The sequence below is a fragment of the Streptomyces mirabilis genome, assembly GCF_018310535.1.
In the GTDB taxonomy this organism is placed as follows: domain Bacteria; phylum Actinomycetota; class Actinomycetes; order Streptomycetales; family Streptomycetaceae; genus Streptomyces.
In genome coordinates this window covers 658,568-674,574 of the sequence record NZ_CP074102.1, presented here as the reverse complement: position 1 = coordinate 674,574, position 16,007 = coordinate 658,568, and the positions used below count along the sequence as shown (strand labels likewise).

The window sequence follows — 16,007 nt, the reverse complement described above, 5'->3', positions numbered from 1 at the left end:
GGGGCGAGGGGGAGGGCCTGACCCCTTACCAGACGGACATCCTGGGCGCGCTCCCCGTCCACCGCCGCGTGGCCGTACGCGGCCCCCACGGCCTCGGCCATCACCGTCCTGTGGTTCGCCACCACCAGGGAGGCCGCCGGTATCGACTGGAAGGTCATCATGACCGCCAGCGCCTGGAGGCATCTCTCAGTTTCCTTGGTCCCGGAGGTGAGGAAGTGGGCCAAGCGCATCCGGTGGGACGTGCTCGGCCGGCCGCCGTTCTCGGAGCGCACCGAGCTGCTGGCGCTCAACCTGAAGCTGGTCAACGGCGCGGCCACCCCCGTGGCCTCCAATAAGCCGGAGCTGATCGAGGGCGCGCACGCCGACTCCCTGCTCTACCTCATTGACGAGGCCAAGATCGTCCCTGACGGCACGTGGGATGCCATCGAGGGCGCTTTCTCAGGCGGCCGCATGGACGGCCTTCCGGAGGCTTTCGCGTTCGCCATCTCCACCCCGGGCCCGCCCGCCGGACGGTTCTACGACATCCACAAGCGCGCCCCCGGCCTGGAGGACTGGCACGTACGGCACGTGACGCTCGAGGAGGCCATCGCCGCCGGCCGCATCTCGCCCCAGTGGGCCGAGCAGCGCGCCAAGCAGTGGGGCCGGGACTCCGCCATGTTCGCCAACCGCGTCCTGGGGGAGTTCCACGCCTCCGACGAGGACAGCGTCATCCCCCTGTCGTGGGTGGACGCCGCGATCGAGCGGTGGCACGAGTGGGACCAGGCTGGCCGCCCCGAGCCGGATGGCCGCCGCGTGCTCGGCGTGGACGTCGCCCGAACCGGCGGGGACTCCACCGTCCTGGCCCACCGCTGGGGCCTGATCGTCGCGGACCTGGACATCCACGACCGCGAGGACACCATGCAGACCACCGCGCGCGTCCAGGCCGCCCCGGGGGAGGAGCCCGGCGGCGCCGTCGCCGTCGTGGACTCCGTCGGTGTGGGCGGTGGCGTCATCGACCGCTCCAGGGAGCTGCGCGTGCCCGTGCTCGCCTACACGGGCGCGGCCGGGACTGAACCTTCCCCTTGATCGTGGACACCTGGAGACTGGGACCTGAGATTCCAGAGGAAGTAGCACCAGGTGGGAAGCAAGTACACGAAGCGGTACACCGAGGAGTTCAAGCGGGACGCGATCGCGCGTTCCAACTGCCCCTCGTTTGGTTGCCGGGCCCTGGCAGACCTTCTCGGCCTCTGCTGGCCCGCCTCCGGCGAAGTCAGGCCAGCGCCTGAATGGTTTGGCGACGACGGTGCCGACACTGACGCGATGTCCGAGATCCTGCTGGATGCCCAGACGGATCGACCACCTTCTCGCCCGCCCCGATGGGACAGGTGAGGATGTCGTGGCGAGATTCGACGGAGACTGGTCTGGGCCGGGACTTGTCCGGCGAGACGTCAAGGCGGCAGCTCCTCGTTTGCCGTGAGGGCGGTGAGTGCGTCGCGTAGGCCGGCGCGGGCGGTGACGCCGAGTTTCGGGAACACGTTGTAGAGGTGTCCGCTGACCGTGCGGGCGGACAGGTGCAGCCGTTCGCCGATCGCCTTGTTCGTCAGCCCCGAGGCCGCGAGCGTGGCGATCTGCAACTCCTGAGGAGTGAGCAGGGTGTCCGTCGAACCTGTCTGCCGCCGGGACACACCGGTCGCTCCCAGTTCATTTCTGGCGCGTTCGGCCCATGGTGCGGCCCGCAGCCGATCGAAGATCGTCAGCGCGGCGTTGATGCGGATGCGTGACTCCACGGTGGCCCGCTCCCTGCGCAGGTGCTCGCCGTAGGCCAGCAGCACGCGCCCGCGTTCGAAGGGCCACAGGTTCTCGGGCGCCGCTGTGAGGGCCCGCTCGAAGTGGGCGTTCGCCACTTCTCCCTCGGACACCAGACCCTGCGCCCCGGCCACGAGCATTGCCCAGCGGGAGGAGATCTTGGCGATGTCCATCCGCAGCATCGCCTCGACGTAGTTCCGCGCCTGGTCCGACCGGCCGGTGCGGACGGCTGCCTCGACGAGGTCGTAGGCGACGAACAGTTGCAGTTGCCGGGCGGTGCCGGGTTCCAGTCCGCGTGGGCTGATCTTGGTCGCTTGTGTGTACGCCGTCTCGAAGTCGCCGCGGCCGATCGCTGCGAGGGTTCGTACGCGGTACACGTGCTGCGGCACGATGAAGGCCTGGCGGGGGATCGACCAGGCCAGCATTCCCTCCAGCGGTTCCTCGGCCTCTTCCTGCTGCCCGAGTGCGGCTGCGGCGAGCGCCCTGCTGTAGTGCAGGAACCAGATGAAGTTGACGTATCCGTAGGACTCGGCGCGCTCCAGTCCCTCCTCCGCGAAGCGCTGGGTGTCGTCCCATCGGCCGGCGAGGTAGCTCTCCGCGCACAGCAGCATGAGCGCGTTGGTGACGGAGGCGACGGCCCCCGTGCGGGCGGCGTCCTGCCAGACACGCAGCAACGGTTCCCGCAGGTCGGCGAGGCGGTCGACGTCGTTGGCGACATACCCCACGCGGATGATCTGCCCGGGGTCGAGCTCGGTCGTCAGCGTCGCGATCTCCTGGTCCAGGGTATGCAGTGCCTCCGGGGAGACGAGGGCCGGATTGGACACGACCTCGGAGCGGACGATCAAGCCCTCCGGCAGCAAGTCGCGGTACTTGTCGACCAGTTCGAGGTAGGGATCCCACATCTCCTTGCGTCCGTTGAGCGAGGCGATCACCGAAAGGACCCAGATCGCGGCGTTGATCTCCTCCGCTGTCGGCTCCGCCTTGGGGGCCCGCAGGGCGGTGGTGAGCACCCGGAAGGCCGAGACGACGTCCGCGTCGGAATACAGCATGAGCGAGGCCGCGGCCGAGGCGGTCGCCAGCGAGCCGACGTTGGCGTCCAGGCGGCGCGCGTCGGTAAGCAGCTGCGAGACCGACTGGAGGTCTCCCATCACCTCGGCCGCGAAGTACGCGGCCCCGGCCAGGCGCTGTGATCGGTGCTCGGGATCCGGGCTCAGATCGGCCGACCGTGTCATCGCAGCCACCGCCGCGGAGGGGTCTCCGCGTTTGAGTGCCCGGATCGACTCGTGCTGAAGGAGGGTGGCCACCTCCTCGTCGGGGCCGAAGGATGCATCGGCGAGATGCCAGGCGCGGCGTCCCGGATCGGCGCGTCGGCAGCCGGCGAGTGCCTGGTGGGCCCTGCGCCGTTGCTCGGGCCGGGCCAGTTCGACGACGGCGGAGCGCACCAGCGGGTGGCGGAAAACGACCGAGTGTCGGCTGTCGACGACGACGATGCGCTCACGTTCGGCGATGTCGAGCTGATTGGCGGCATCGGGTCCCACCACACTCTCGGCGGACATTGCCTGGCCCGAACCGTCCAGGGCGAGTAGTAGGAGCAGGTCCCGGGTCTCCGGTGCGAGCGTGGCGACCCGGGCGGTGAACATCCGGGTGAGCCGCTCGGTCAGCGGCAGCACGTTGGGAAGCGCGTCCGCCGTGGGGTAGCGGTCCGAGGTCAGCGTGGCCGGTAGCTCGACGAGGGCGAGAGGGTTCCCCTGGGCCTCGGAGACGATGCGCCGGCGCACATGCTCGGCCAGGTGCGGGTAGCGGGCGAACAGTAGGGCTTCGGACTCCGAGTCGTCCAGGGAATGCATGGTGAGGCTGTTGACGTCGCCGCGAATGCGCAGGGGCTCCCCGGTCGTACGGACTGTCGAGAGCATGCGCACACGGGTTCCGGCGACCCGCCGGGCCACGAAGGACAGGACGTCGGCGCTGGCGTCGTCGAGCCACTGGACGTCGTCGATGATGGCGACCAGCGGCTGTTCTCGTGCGGCGAGCAGGAGCAGTGACAGGACCGCGGTCGAGATGAGGATACGCGAGGGGGTGGCGCCGTCGCCGAAGCCCAGTGCCACCCGCAGAGCACTCTCGTGGTCCGGGCCGAGTTCCGCGAACAGCGGGACCAGTGGCACCAGCAGCTGGTTGAGGCCGGCGAACGCGATATTGGCCTCGAACTGAGCGCCGGCAGCCCGCAATGTCCTCATACCCCTGGCGCGGGCGAGACCGGCGGCGGCGTCGAGCAGGGCGGACTTTCCCACACCGGGATCACCGAACAGGGTCAACGAGCCGCCGAGTCGGGCGGTGTCGTCGATCACTGCCCTGATGAGGTCCAGTTCGCTGGACCGGCCGGTCAGACCGGTCCCAACGCCCTGGCCTTCGGAGCCCAGGTGCTCTGCGCTCATGAGGAGGCGCCTCTTTCCCCTGTCTGTCTCGACTCTATTCGACGCCGCACCGCACTGCGTCGTCCTGTTCTCTAGGGGGCAGTGGTCGTGGCGGCGTCCTCGATGAGGTGGGTGACGGTGCCGGGGTGGGAGATCATCGCGACGTGGGAGCTGTTGATCTCGATGGTGTGCGAGTGGGCACGCCGGGCCTCGAATCGCTCCACCGGTGCGCCCAGCGCCTCGTCCTGCCTGGCGACCAGGGCCCAGGAGGGGATGGTGTGCCAGGCGGCGGCCGTGGCCGAGGAGGCGAACGCGGCGGTGGCGACGGGGCGCTGTTCGGCGGCCATCACGACGGTCTGGGAGGCGGGCAGGTCGGCCGCGAACACGGCCCGGAAGCGGGTGGGGTCGACGTACAGATCCGAGCCGGCGGTGCCGTCGGAGTTGCTGAAGGGCACCGGGCGCAGGGCGGGGGCCAGTTCGTTGGTACCGGGGAACTTGTTCGACAGCGCGCTCAGTTTCTCGCCCTTGTCCGGGACGAGCGCGGCGATGTAGACAAGGGCTTTGACCTGGGGGTCGCCGGCGGCGGCCTGGGAGATGACGGCGCCGCCGTAGGAGTGGCCCACCAGGATGACCGGACCCTTGACACTGGCCAGGACGCTGGCGACGTAGGTGGAGTCCTCGGCCAGGCCGCGCAATGGGTTGGCCGGAGCGATGACCGGGTAGCCGTCGTGCTGCAGGCGCTCGACCACGCCGTTCCAGCTCGAAGCGTCGGCGAAGGCGCCGTGCACCAGTACCACCGTGGGCTTGGGGGCGGCGGGGGTGGTGTGGGCGGAGGCCAACGGGATCAGGGACAGGCTGGCCGAAGCCGTGACGGCGGCGGTGATGAGCAGGGTGCGCAGCCGGGGACGGGGGATGGACATGATGGATCTCCTTGGGAGGGGGTGGGGGTGAGGGGAAAACTGGGTCAGGCGGCGCTGAGGGCCAGGTGCCCGGAGGTCGGTGCGGGTACGGGTTGCCCGTGCTCCTGGACCAGGTCGGCGGGCAGGGGGTGCGGGGCGCACACGAGGGCGAGGAAACGGGCGACCGCGGCACTGACGGGTCCGATGCGGACCGTGGTGCGCTCGCGCACGGCGCGTGCGTGGCAGCGCAGCAGGGCCCGCCCACCGCTCCCGTCGCGTGGATCGTCTTGTCCTGGCGCCACCGGTCAAGGCCTCCATGGGCTGTCAGGACGAGGTCCAACAGGTCGGTCATGCCATGAAGTCGCTTTCGTGATGGAACCCCCTGAGACGGGGGGACGCGCGACCCGGCCCAGGGGGTGGCTGCGGGGAGGGGAGTGCACAGGGCCCGCCAGGGTTGGGGCGCTGGTCAGACGGCCTGGCTGAGTGCCTGGAACTGGGCGTCGGTCAAGGTGACCTGCGCGGCCTGGGTGTTCTCCTCCAGGTGGGCCACGCGGGAGGTACCGGGGATGGGCAGCATCACCGGGGAGCGCCGCAGCAGCCAGGCCAGGGCCAGCTGGGAGGGGCTCGCGCCGTGCTCCTTGGCGAGCGTGTCCAGCGGGCCGCCCGGGCGCGCCAGCTGGCCGGTGGCCATCGGGAACCACGGGATGAAGCCCAGGTTTTCCCGCTCGGCGTACTCCAGGACGTCCTCGGCACCGCGATTGGCCAGGTTGTACAGGTTCTGCACGGAGACGATGTCCGCGATCTTCTGGGCTTCCTCGATCTGCTCCACGGTCACCTCCGACAGGCCGATGTGGCGGATCTTGCCCTCCTGCTGCAGTAGGAGCAGCTCACCGACCTGGTCGGCGAGCGGGACCTTGGGGTCGACGCGGTGCAACTGGTAGAGGTCGATCCGCTCCGCGCCCAGGTGGCGCAGGCTCAGTTCGGTCTGCTGCCGCAGGTACTCGGGGCGGCCGAGCGCGCGCCAGTCGTCCGGGCCCGAGCGGGAGAGTCCGCCCTTGGTGGCGATCACCAGGTGCTGGGAGTACGGGTGCAGGGCTTTGCGGATGAGCTGCTCACTGACGAACGGGCCGTAGGAGTCGGCGGTGTCGATGAAGTTCACGCCCAGCTCGGCGGCCCGGCGCAGCACGCGCACGGCCTCCTCGGGGTCCTTGGGGTCGCCCCACACTCCGGGGCCCGTCAACTGCATCGCACCGTAGCCGAGCCGGTTGACGGGCAGGTCGCCGCCGAGGCGGTAGACCCCGGAGGCGTCGACGGGGCGTGCGGTTTCCTGTGTCATGATCTGCCTTCCTGATCGAATAAACGTTCGTCTAAAAGTTCGGGCGGGGTGCCGACGCTTGCGTGGGTCGGCTGGTGGAGCGCGGCGGGAGCCTCTGTTGCCGGGGGTGGGTCGGCCGACGCTGCGGCCTCAGGGGGTGGTGGTCATCGGCTACTCGGTGGGTGCGCTGCGCGGTGATGCACAGTCTCGGGAAGGGGCGAGTGGGCGCGTCCTTGGGATGGGGCAGGTCGGCTGCGTTCATGCGGCCCTCGACTCGGGGCGTGGGATGTCACGCTGGCGTTCGGTCAGGCCGCCCCAGACTCCGAACGGCTGACGGGTGCCCAGCGCGAACGCGGCGCACCTGTCGAGGACCGGGCAGGCCCGGCAGACTTCTACGGCGCGCTGTTCGCGCCTGCGCCGGCGGTGGCCGCGTTCGCCGGGAGGCGAGAAGAACACGGCCGATGCCATGCCCCGGCAGGCGGCGTCTGCCTGCCATTGCCAGGCGTTGAGCAGGGGGACGAAGGGACTGGCGTTCATGGTTGATTTCTTCTCCGCGGAAGTAGCAGTAGCGGGCGGGCGGTGTGCGGGCGGGCAGGAGGTGGCAGTGGCCGGGCTCCCGCCCGCCCGCGTGACGACTAGGAAGCCAGGAAGTCGACGAGCGCGGTGTTGACCTGGTCCGCGTGGGTCCACAGCAGCCCGTGGGGGGCGTCGTCGATCTCGACGTACTGCGCCGCGGGCACCGCCTTGGTGAACTGTCGCCCGGTGGCGTCGATCGGCAGGATCCGGTCGGCGGTTCCCTGCAGGATGAGCGTCGGCACGTCGATCTTCGCGATGTCGGCGCGCATGTCGGTGTGCCAGCTGGGCACCACGGCCGAGGACGCGAACGGGGACATGCGCGTGGCGGTGATCCAGCTGCCCCGCACCGCCTCCTCGCTGATGCGGGTGCCCAGGTTCACGTCGAGGTTGTAGAAGTCGTTGAAGAAGCTGGTGAACCAGGCGTACCGGTCCTGCTGCGCGGCCGAGATGATCCCGTCGAACACGCTGGCAGGCAGGCCGGTGGGGTTGTCGGGAGTCTGCAGCAGGAACGGCTCGATGGGTGCCAGGAACGCGACCTTGCGCAGGTTGGCGGTGCCGTGGGTGCCGATGTAGCGACCTATCTCGCCGGTACCCATCGAGAAGCCGACCAGGGCGACGTCCTTGAGCCGCAGCACGTCGAGCAGCACGTCGAGATCGTTGGCGAAGGTGTCGAAGTCGTAGCCGGTGGTGGGCTGGCTCGACTGGCCGAAGCCCCGGCGGTCGTAGGTGATGACGCGGTGTCCGGCCTCAAGGAGCGCCGGGATCTGCAGCTCCCAGGACTTGCCGTCCAGCGGGTAGCCGTGGATCAGCACGACGGGCGAGCCCTCGCCGTGGTCCTCGTAGTACAGGTCGACATCGGTGGTGTTTTCCTTGGCGACGGTGATGTAGGGCATGGCTTCGCTTCCTGAGCGGGAGGGATCGGATGTGACGCGGTAGCGCGGGGAAAGGGGGGAGGAGGAGGGCCGCCGGTTCAGGGCCGGCGCAGGGCCTGGACCGCGAAGGCGGCGACCTCGTGGTCCTGCGCGGGTGATCCGCCGCCCGCTCCCAGCGCCCCGACGACGACCCCGCGGGCGTCGGTGATCGGGACGCCGCCGGCGACGAAGGCCAGCGGGAGCGTGGTGGCGGTCTGGATCGAGGACAGCGGGGCGCCGGACTGCACCGCGGGGGCCAGATCCGCGGTCGCGGCGCCGAAGTACACCGCGGTGCGGGCCTTGGCCCGGGAGGTGTCGATGGAGGCGAGCGCCGCGCCGTCCATCCGGGTCACCAGCACGGTGTTGCCGCCGCCGTCGAGGACCGTGAAGGTGTACGGGACCCCGAGCTCAGTGGCCTTGTGGACGCCTGCGGCGGTGGCCGTGGCCGCGTCGTCCAGGGTGAGGATGACGGGCGAGATCTGCGTGATGGGCATGGCCGTTCCTCTTCAGGTCGTGCGGGGTGGTGTTACTTCTCCACGTAGGGGGCGGCCTTGGCGAGGTCGGGGCGGGTGACGGGGTGGCCGTCGATGGTCTGGTAGGTGGCGGCGGAGCGGCCGAGGGTGTCCAGGAGGGAGGCGGGGCCGGCGAAGGGCTTGCCGCCGATGTGCCAGCCGTCGGTGTGGAGTTCCTCGATGAGGACCCAGACGACCTCGCGGAAGGCCTCGGATCCCTCGAACTTGACCATCACCTCGGTCAGGGCGGCGGCCATGTCGTGCTTCTCCTGGGGGGTGAACACTCCGTCGACCAGCTTGACGTTGACGAACGGCATGGGGTGCTCCTTGGGTCGGGATGCGTTGTCCCGCCGAGCGGCGGGGACAACTGAATCGTCATCCCGGGGGCATCCGGCCCGCACCAGTCATCCGACCTGACTGCGAAGGGCCTTTGTGCGGCGCCGCCCTCGCACCAGAGCCGTGCGGCCCGCGGCAACACCACCGCACCGGGTGTGCTGTGCGCCTGCGACGGGCGCACCGGGCCGGTGGCCGTACCCGCCCAGGTGGGCCAGGGTCGGTGAAACCCGGGTCGGATGACTCATGCCCGGCCGTGGGGCGGCGACGACCATGGATAGGGACGGCACAGCCGCCGAATCCCTCACCGATGAAACGAGAAACCCCATGTCCGAGAAATCCAACAAGCAGCTGGTCGCGGAGGCGTTCGACGCCTGGGCCGCCGGTACCGGCGGGGTGTTCGACCTCCTGGCCGAGGACGCCGACTGGACCATCGTCGGCAACAGCGTCGCCTCCGGCACCTACCCCACCCGCGAGGCGTTCCTCTCCACGGTCATCGCCCCGTTCAACGCCCGGATGAGCAGCCCGCTGGTGCCGTCCGTCCGCGCGCTGTACGCCGACGGGGACACCGTGGTCGCCCTGTTCGACGCGAGCGCCACGGTGCGGGACGGCTCGCGCTACGACAACACCTACGCCTGGTTCCTGACCATGCGTGACCAGCGGATCGTCAGCGCTGTCGCGTTCTTCGACAGCGTCGAGTTCAACGACTTCTGGGCCCGGGTCCAGCCCGCCTGACCCCTACCGCCTCACCCCCCTTGACCGCCCCGTCCGAAGATCGGAAGTGCACGCCATGTTCATCGTGATCCTGAACTACACCGCGCCGCTCGAAGAGATCGACCGCCACCTGGAAGCCCACAACGCCTGGCTGGAGGAGAACTACGCGGCCGGCCACTTCCTCGCCTCGGGCCGCCAGGAACCCAGGACGGGCGGCCTCGTCCTGGCCCGGGCCGCCGACCGCGAGGCACTGGGCCGAATCCTGGCCCTGGACCCCTTCGGCATCGCCGAGGTGGCCACGCACACGGTCATCGACTGGCGCCCCTCACGCGCGAGCACCGAGGCCCAGTGGCTGCTACAGCCGTGATCCCCGCAGCGACGACATCCGTGGGCTCTGCCGGGCTCGGCACCCCGCGCACCGTGCGGGCCGGTGTCCTGGACGTCGCCTACTTCGAGACGGGCCGGTCGGGGCAGCAGGCGGCGCTGGGGGCCGACGTCGTCGCGGCGAACGCGGACGGCGCGGCCTGAGCGGCAACCGCCGCGACATCGCCGAGGTGATCCGGCGGCGCAACTCACCCGACCGGGACTTCGACGACGCGCTTCTGGACCGCACCGCACAGGCCTTTCCAAACGAGGGCTATGTGGACGTGGTCGTCCACTCCTACCGACACCGGCTCAGCCCGGCTTCTCGCAGTTCTCGACCTGGCGACCCCCGCGCGACCGGCCCATCCCCAGCTCCACCGCCCCTCATGACGGCGGCCACCACCCGGACCCACCGAAAGACAGTGACCATGCGCGCAGCCGTGCTCAGACAATTCGCCACCCCGCTGGAACTGGCCGACATCGCCACACCGGTGCCCGGCCCCGGCCAGGTCCTGGTCAAGATCGCCGCCAGCGGCGTGAACCCCCTGGACACCAAGATCCGTGCCGGTCTGGCCGCACACGCCCGTGCTGTCCTGCCCGCGGTGCTGGGCCTGGACCTGGCCGGCACTGTCGAGGAGGTTGGGTCGCAGGTAACCGGCTTCGCCGTCGGCGACGAGGTGTACGGGCTGAGCGGCGGTGTCGGTGACCTGCAGGGATCACTGGCCCAGTACGCCGCCGCCGACGCCCGCCTGCTCGCCGACAAGCCCGCCACCTTGACCATGCGCGAGGCCGCGGCGCTGCCGCTGTCGGTGGTCACCGCATGGGAGGGGCTGGTGGACCGGGCTCAGGTCGGTGCCGGGCACAAGGTCCTGGTGCACGGCGGAGCGGGCGGCATCGGCCACGTCGCGGTACAGATCGCCCGCGCCCGCGGTGCCGAGGTCTTCGCCACCGCCTCGGCCGCCGACGCCGAGACCGTCCGCCAGCTCGGCGCCACCGCGATTGACTACGCCACCACCGAGGTGGAGGAGTACGTCGCCGCCCACACCGGCGGCGAGGGTTTCGACATCGTCTTCGATACCGTCGGGGGCACCGTCCTGGACAACTCCTTCGCCGCGGTGCGCCCTTACACCGGCCACGTCCTGAGTGCCCTGGGCTGGGGCAGCCACAGCCTGGCCCCGCTCTCGTTCCGTGGCGCCACCTACTCCGGGGTCTTCACCCTGCTGCCCATGCTCACCGGTAACGGCCGCGAGCACCACGGCGAGATCCTGCGCGAAGCCGCCGCCCTGGCCGACGCAGGCCTGCTCAAGCCGCTGCTCGATCCCCGCCGCTACAGCCTGGAGACGATCGCCCAGGCCCACGCGGCCGTCGAGGACGGCTCGGCCCACGCCAAGATCGTCATCGACATCGACGCCTGACCCAACAGCAAGGAGCCCGGTAGCGCCACCATCGCGCTACCGGGCTCCTTGCTGTTCAGCTACCGCTACGGCGCGGCGGGCAGGCCCGTGTCGTACTTGGCCAGCAGGCCCAGCATCCGCTCGTCGATACGCTCGGGCCCCCACGGCTGCACCTGCATGCCTGGGCGGGGCTCGTCGCCGCCTTCGACGAACAGGCCCTCGGCTCCTCCTGGGGTGTACATGAACACCAGCTTCGCCGGGTGCAGCCCGGTGTTGGTGAACCGGTGGGTGTTCCCTCGCGGGCAGAACACCAGGTCGCCGGTGCGCGCGGTGAACTCCCGGTCGCCGTCGAGGAACTCCAGCTCCCCGGAGACGAGGTAGAACGTCTCGTCGGTGTGCGCGTGGACATGCGGAGCAGGCCCGCCGCCCGGAGGCACGCTGGCCTCCACGAAACCGAACGCCCCGTTGGACTGCTCAGCGGTGAGCTTGGTCGTGTATATGTCTCCGTTGAACCACGTGGTGATGCCCTCGGCGGCGGGAACGTGCAGGCCACCACCCCGGGGCTGCGGGCCGGCAGGGGATTCGGGTACGACGAAACTCATCAGTGGCTCCTGTACGGGTTGTCCCGCCGAGCGGCGGTGACAACCGAATCGTCATCCCGGGGGTATACGGCTCGCACCAGTCATCCGACCTGGTTGTTCCCTCTGGTTACGGAAACTCCGGATCATGGTGCTGCTCGCCCAGGGCGGTGAGCGCGTCGCGCAGGCCGGCGCGCGCGGTGACGCCGAGCTTGGGGAACACGTTGTAGAGGTGCCCGCTGACGGTGCGCGCGGACAGGTGCAGCCGTTCCCCGATCGCCTTGTTCGTCAGCCCCGACGCCGCGAGCGTGGCGATCTGCAGCTCCTGCGGGGTGAGCTGGACCTGGCTCGCGTCGGCCGGGCGGCGCGACAGGCCGGTGGCCCTCATCTCGTTCCTGGCGCGCTCGGCCCACGGCGCGGCCCGCAGCCGATCGAACAGCGCCAGCGCCGCGACCAGGTGCACACGCGACTCGACGGTGGCCCGCTCCCGGCGCAGGTGCTCGCCGTACGCCAGCAGCACCCGCGCACGCTCGAAGGGCCACAGATCCTCCGGCGCCGCCACAAGGGCCCGCTCGAAGTGGGCGCTCGCCACCTCCCCCTGGGACACCAGCCCCTGGGCCCCCGCCACGAGCAGCGCCCAGCGCGAGGAGATCTTCGCGATGCCCATGCGCAGCATCGCGTCGACGAACCCCCGGGCCTGTTCGGTGCGGCCGGTCCGTACGGCCGCCTCGACCAGGTCGTAGGCCACGAACAGCTGCAACTGCTGGGCGGTGCCGCCTTCCACCCCGCGCGGGCTGATCCGGGCCGCCTCGGCGTACGCGGTCTCGTAGTCGCCGCGGCCGATGGCGGCGAGCGTCCGCACCCGGTACACGTGCTGCGGCACGATGAAGGCCTGGCGCGGGAGCGACCAGGACAGCATCCACTCCAGCGGTTCCTCCGCCACGTCCTGCTGGCCCAGTGCGGCGGCGGCCAGGGCCTTGCTGTACTTCAGGTACCAGACGAACTCCAGGTACCCGTACGCCTCGACGAGATCCAGGCCCTCCTCGGCGAAGCGCATCGTGTCGTCCCAGCGCCCGGCCAGGTAGCTCTCCCCGCACAACAGCATCAGCGCGTTGGTCACCGAGGCGACCACACCCGCCTGCCTGCCTTCGCGCCACACCCGCAGGAGCGGTTCGCGCAGGTCGGCGAGGCGGTCCACGTCGTTGGCGACGTAGGCGATGCGGATGATCTGCCCGGGGTCGCGCTCGGTGGCCAGGTCCGCGATCTGCCGGTCCAGGGTGGCCAGTGTCTCGGGCGAGGCGGTGGCGGGGTTGGTGGCGATCTCGGAGCGGATCAGCACGGACTCGGGCAGCATGTCGCGGTACCGCTCCACCAGCTCGCGGTAGGAGTCCCACATCTCCTTGCGCCCGTTGAGGGCAACGGTCAGCGACAGGATCCAGATCGCCGAGTTGACCTCCTCCGCGGCGGGCTCGACATCCGGGGCCCGCAGCGCGGCGCTGATCACCCGGTAAGCGGAGATGACGTCCCCGTCGGAATACAGCAGCAGTGAAGCCGCCGCGGAAGCGGCGGCCAGCGAGCCCACGCCCGCGTTCACCCGCCGGGCATCGCTCAGCAGGCTCGACACCGACCGCAGGTCGCCCATGACCTCGGCGGCGAAGTACGCGGTCGCCGCCAGCCGCTGCGAGCGGTGCTGGAGGTCAGGGCTCAGGTCCGCCGAGCGGGTCATCGCCGCCACCGCGGCCGTAGGGTCCCCGCGCTTGAGGGCCTGGATCGCCTCGCGTTGCAGCAGGCTGGCCACCTCCTCGTCGGGACCGAAGGAGGCGTCCGCCAGGTGCCAGGCCCGGTGCCCCGGATCCAGGGCCCGGCCCTTGGCGAGCGCCCGGTGGGCCCTGCGCCGGGCCTCGGGCCCGGCCAGTTCGACCACCGCGGAGCGCACCAGCGGGTGGCGGAAGACCACCGTGTGCTGTCGGTCGACCACGACGATGCGCTCGTGTTCGGCGATGTCCAGTTGGGCCGCGGCACCGGGGCCCACCACCCCCTCGTCCGACAGCGCCCGACCCGAGCCGTCCAGAGCGAGCAGCAACAGCAGGTCCTGGGTCTCGGGAGCGAGTGCGGAGACGCGGGAGGTGAACGTCCGGCTGAGCCGCTCGGACAACGGCAGCACGGCGGGCAGGGCGTCGGCGGTCGGGTACCGGTCCGGGGTCAGCATGGCCGGCAGTTCGACCAGGGCGAGCGGGTTCCCCTGCGCCTCGGTCACGATGCGCCGGCGCACGGGCTCGGCGAGATCCGGGTAGCGCCCGATCAGCAGAGACTCGGCCGCCGCGTCGTCGAGGGAGTGGATGGTGAGGCTGCTGACGTCGTCGGCCGGCGGCTGCTCGGCGGTGCGGACCGCCGTCAGGACACGCGCCGCGGTGCCGGCGACCCGTCGGGCCACGAACGCCAGCACGTCGGCGCTCGCGCCGTCGAGCCACTGAGTGTCGTCGACGATTACCACCAGCGGTTGATCCTGCGCGGCGAGCAGGAGCAGCGACAGTGTCGCGGTCGCGATCAGGAGGCGCGAGGGAGTCGGACCGTCGCCGAAGCCTAGCGCCACCCGCAGGACGCTCTCGTGGGACGAGTCGAGCCGAAGGAACATCGGAGCCAGCGGCACCAGCAGTTGGTTGAGCCCCGCGAACGCGATATTGGCCTCGAACTCGGCCCCGGCCGCCCGCAGCGTCCGCATGCCGTTCGCCAGGGCCAGATCGGCGGCCGCGTCGAGCAGCGCGGATTTGCCCACTCCGGGTTCGCCGAAGAGTGTGAGCGAGCCGCCCAGCTTGCCGGTGTCCTCGATGAGGGCCTTGATGAGGTCCAGCTCGCTGGAACGTCCCGTCAGGTCGGACGCGGCCGGGCCGTGCCCGGATCTTTCCCGTTCCGCGGTCATCGGGATGGCTCCTCTTGCCGTGTGAAACCTTTTGTCGATCACCTCACGGAAGCGCAAGGAGGTTGCGTAAGCACACCGTGCGCAGGTCCTGGGCCGGGCACGACCAGGGCGCCTCGCCGTCGCGACTGCCGCATGATCATCCGCTGTGTCCGAAATCCCCCTCGGTTGTCCCAACCCTATGCGACGGCGCGCCGCATAGCCCCTCTGTCCGCAGGGCCGGGGAGTCGGGTGATTTGTCCCAAGCAGTGCCCGGTAGGTCCTGAACCGCCTGACGCATGCCCCGGCCAACGGGGTCGTCCGAAGGTCCCAGCGATCGAGACTGCTCTTTCCTCAAGACCCTGCACCGTGGGCAGGTCGTCACGGGAACCGTGACTGAGATCGCTGGAAATGGGGGCCTTCTCCGGAGCGACCTGCGGGAGGTCCGACACGTGTGTGAAGGGGTTGTCGAAGACCGACAATCTCGGTGACCCTGCTTCCCGCCACCAGCAAAGACCCCCCGGTGGCCAGCCGGTGGCCGGACGCCTTTGGACGGCGCAGCATCAGGTGGTACGAGTCAACCTGCCACACATGCTCTGATCAGGCACAACGTCACCACGCAGCACGACGAATCACAGGGCGACATGATCGCTCACGGTCTCGCAATGCGTAGGTTTCTCGGGGGTGAATCCCGAAGCTGGCCAGCGAAAGCCCGAGGTTAGCGCCACCTTGCCCGAAAACCGGGATGGGTGCGGATCCTTTGAAGTGATGCTCGGTTCGGTCAGCGCCCGCCGTCGTGCCTTGGTCGTTTGCTCAGGAACTGGTTGGCAGCCTCGACTGCTTCCCGGTTGAGCTCTTCACGTGAGACACCCCAGCTCTCTTCCCAGCCGTCCAGATTGTGTGCGCAGTGGACTAGGGGCTCCAGATCTTCTGGATTTCCAAGGTCGTAAGCGATGTCTGCCCAGATGAGGTGTGTGCCGGTGGCCGGGTCGAGAGACCCGTCCGCGATCTGGCCGGCGATCCAGTAGGCCATCGCCCATTTCGCGGCCCGGGGGTCGGCCGGCGGGTGAAAAGCCAGCCCCAGCTCCTCCAGCACCTGGTCGAATAGTGCAGGTGCTTCGGGCTCCTCGCTGCGCAGGAGCCCCGCCAGCATGGCGAGTGAGGGACTCTCAACGCCGGCCATCAGGGCATCCACCCCGGCCTGGATGAGTCGGTCGGATCCGACATGCCTTTCGAACGCCCTCTCGCGCGCGATATGGCTGAGCTGCTCGAGTGCCTCGTCGTGCGTCATCTGGGCCTTCTCCATCGGTGCCTGGGGAC

The 16,007-nt window shown here is 70.1% G+C and carries 16 protein-coding genes; 5 read left to right on the top strand and 11 right to left on the bottom strand.

The window, feature by feature from the left end; all coding sequences use genetic code 11:
- The first annotated feature begins 207 nt into the window (after positions 1–207).
- Entirely contained in the window at positions 208–1,065 is an 858-nt protein-coding gene (locus SMIR_RS03060) for a hypothetical protein (RefSeq protein WP_212726454.1), read from the top strand.
- A 362-nt stretch (positions 1,066–1,427) separates the two neighbouring features.
- Here SMIR_RS03060 and SMIR_RS03055 read toward each other — a convergent pair whose 3' ends face one another.
- The 8 genes from SMIR_RS03055 to SMIR_RS03020 all read right to left on the bottom strand — a co-directional run bounded on the left by SMIR_RS03055 (position 1,428) and on the right by SMIR_RS03020 (position 8,726).
- Positions 1,428–4,217, bottom strand: a complete 2,790-nt coding sequence (locus SMIR_RS03055) for an AAA family ATPase (protein ID WP_212726453.1) — start codon at positions 4,215–4,217, stop codon at positions 1,428–1,430.
- 71 nt (positions 4,218–4,288) lie between these two features.
- Positions 4,289–5,116, bottom strand: a complete 828-nt coding sequence (locus SMIR_RS03050; RefSeq protein ID WP_212726452.1) for an alpha/beta fold hydrolase — start codon at positions 5,114–5,116, stop codon at positions 4,289–4,291.
- Between the two features lie 44 nt (positions 5,117–5,160).
- Positions 5,161–5,397 carry a hypothetical protein gene (locus SMIR_RS03045; protein ID WP_212726451.1) on the bottom strand — a complete coding sequence of 79 codons (237 nt, stop codon included), beginning with the start codon at positions 5,395–5,397 and terminating at the stop codon, positions 5,161–5,163.
- Positions 5,398–5,561: 164 nt separating this feature from the next.
- Complete coding sequence (locus SMIR_RS03040) at positions 5,562–6,431, bottom strand: aldo/keto reductase (RefSeq protein ID WP_212726450.1); 870 nt, start codon at positions 6,429–6,431, stop codon at positions 5,562–5,564.
- Between the two features lie 237 nt (positions 6,432–6,668).
- Complete coding sequence (locus tag SMIR_RS03035; RefSeq protein WP_212726449.1) at positions 6,669–6,947, bottom strand: WhiB family transcriptional regulator; 279 nt, start codon at positions 6,945–6,947, stop codon at positions 6,669–6,671.
- A gap of 98 nt (positions 6,948–7,045) precedes the next feature.
- A complete protein-coding gene (locus SMIR_RS03030; protein WP_212726448.1) occupies positions 7,046–7,879 on the bottom strand; it encodes an alpha/beta fold hydrolase in 834 nt (277 codons plus the stop codon).
- Between the two features lie 77 nt (positions 7,880–7,956).
- Positions 7,957–8,391, bottom strand: a complete 435-nt coding sequence (locus SMIR_RS03025) for a GlcG/HbpS family heme-binding protein (RefSeq protein ID WP_212726447.1) — start codon at positions 8,389–8,391, stop codon at positions 7,957–7,959.
- A gap of 32 nt (positions 8,392–8,423) precedes the next feature.
- Complete coding sequence (locus SMIR_RS03020; protein WP_212726446.1) at positions 8,424–8,726, bottom strand: tautomerase family protein; 303 nt, start codon at positions 8,724–8,726, stop codon at positions 8,424–8,426.
- 343 nt (positions 8,727–9,069) lie between these two features.
- On the opposite strand from SMIR_RS03020, the gene SMIR_RS03015 reads away from it, so the two are divergent.
- The 4 genes from SMIR_RS03015 (at position 9,070) to SMIR_RS03000 (ending at position 11,234) form a co-directional block, all read left to right on the top strand.
- A complete protein-coding gene (locus SMIR_RS03015) occupies positions 9,070–9,477 on the top strand; it encodes a nuclear transport factor 2 family protein (RefSeq protein WP_212726445.1) in 408 nt (135 codons plus the stop codon).
- A 55-nt stretch (positions 9,478–9,532) separates the two neighbouring features.
- Positions 9,533–9,823: a YciI family protein gene (locus SMIR_RS03010; protein WP_212726444.1), complete on the top strand. Its 291-nt coding sequence runs from the start codon at positions 9,533–9,535 to the stop codon at positions 9,821–9,823.
- A complete protein-coding gene (locus SMIR_RS03005) occupies positions 9,805–9,984 on the top strand; it encodes a hypothetical protein (RefSeq protein ID WP_212726443.1) in 180 nt (59 codons plus the stop codon). Before SMIR_RS03010 ends, SMIR_RS03005 begins: the two co-directional genes overlap by 19 nt.
- 263 nt (positions 9,985–10,247) lie before the next feature.
- Positions 10,248–11,234, top strand: a complete 987-nt coding sequence (locus SMIR_RS03000; RefSeq protein ID WP_249938328.1) for a zinc-dependent alcohol dehydrogenase family protein — start codon at positions 10,248–10,250, stop codon at positions 11,232–11,234.
- A gap of 65 nt (positions 11,235–11,299) precedes the next feature.
- Here SMIR_RS03000 and SMIR_RS02995 read toward each other — a convergent pair whose 3' ends face one another.
- The 3 genes from SMIR_RS02995 to SMIR_RS02985 all read right to left on the bottom strand — a co-directional run bounded on the left by SMIR_RS02995 (position 11,300) and on the right by SMIR_RS02985 (position 15,978).
- A complete protein-coding gene (locus SMIR_RS02995; RefSeq protein WP_212726441.1) occupies positions 11,300–11,815 on the bottom strand; it encodes a cupin domain-containing protein in 516 nt (171 codons plus the stop codon).
- Positions 11,816–11,921: 106 nt separating this feature from the next.
- Complete coding sequence (locus SMIR_RS44250) at positions 11,922–14,711, bottom strand: helix-turn-helix transcriptional regulator (RefSeq protein ID WP_212726440.1); 2,790 nt, start codon at positions 14,709–14,711, stop codon at positions 11,922–11,924.
- A 757-nt stretch (positions 14,712–15,468) separates the two neighbouring features.
- Entirely contained in the window at positions 15,469–15,978 is a 510-nt protein-coding gene (locus SMIR_RS02985) for a hypothetical protein (protein ID WP_212726439.1), read from the bottom strand.
- Between the last annotated feature and the right edge of the window lie 29 nt (positions 15,979–16,007).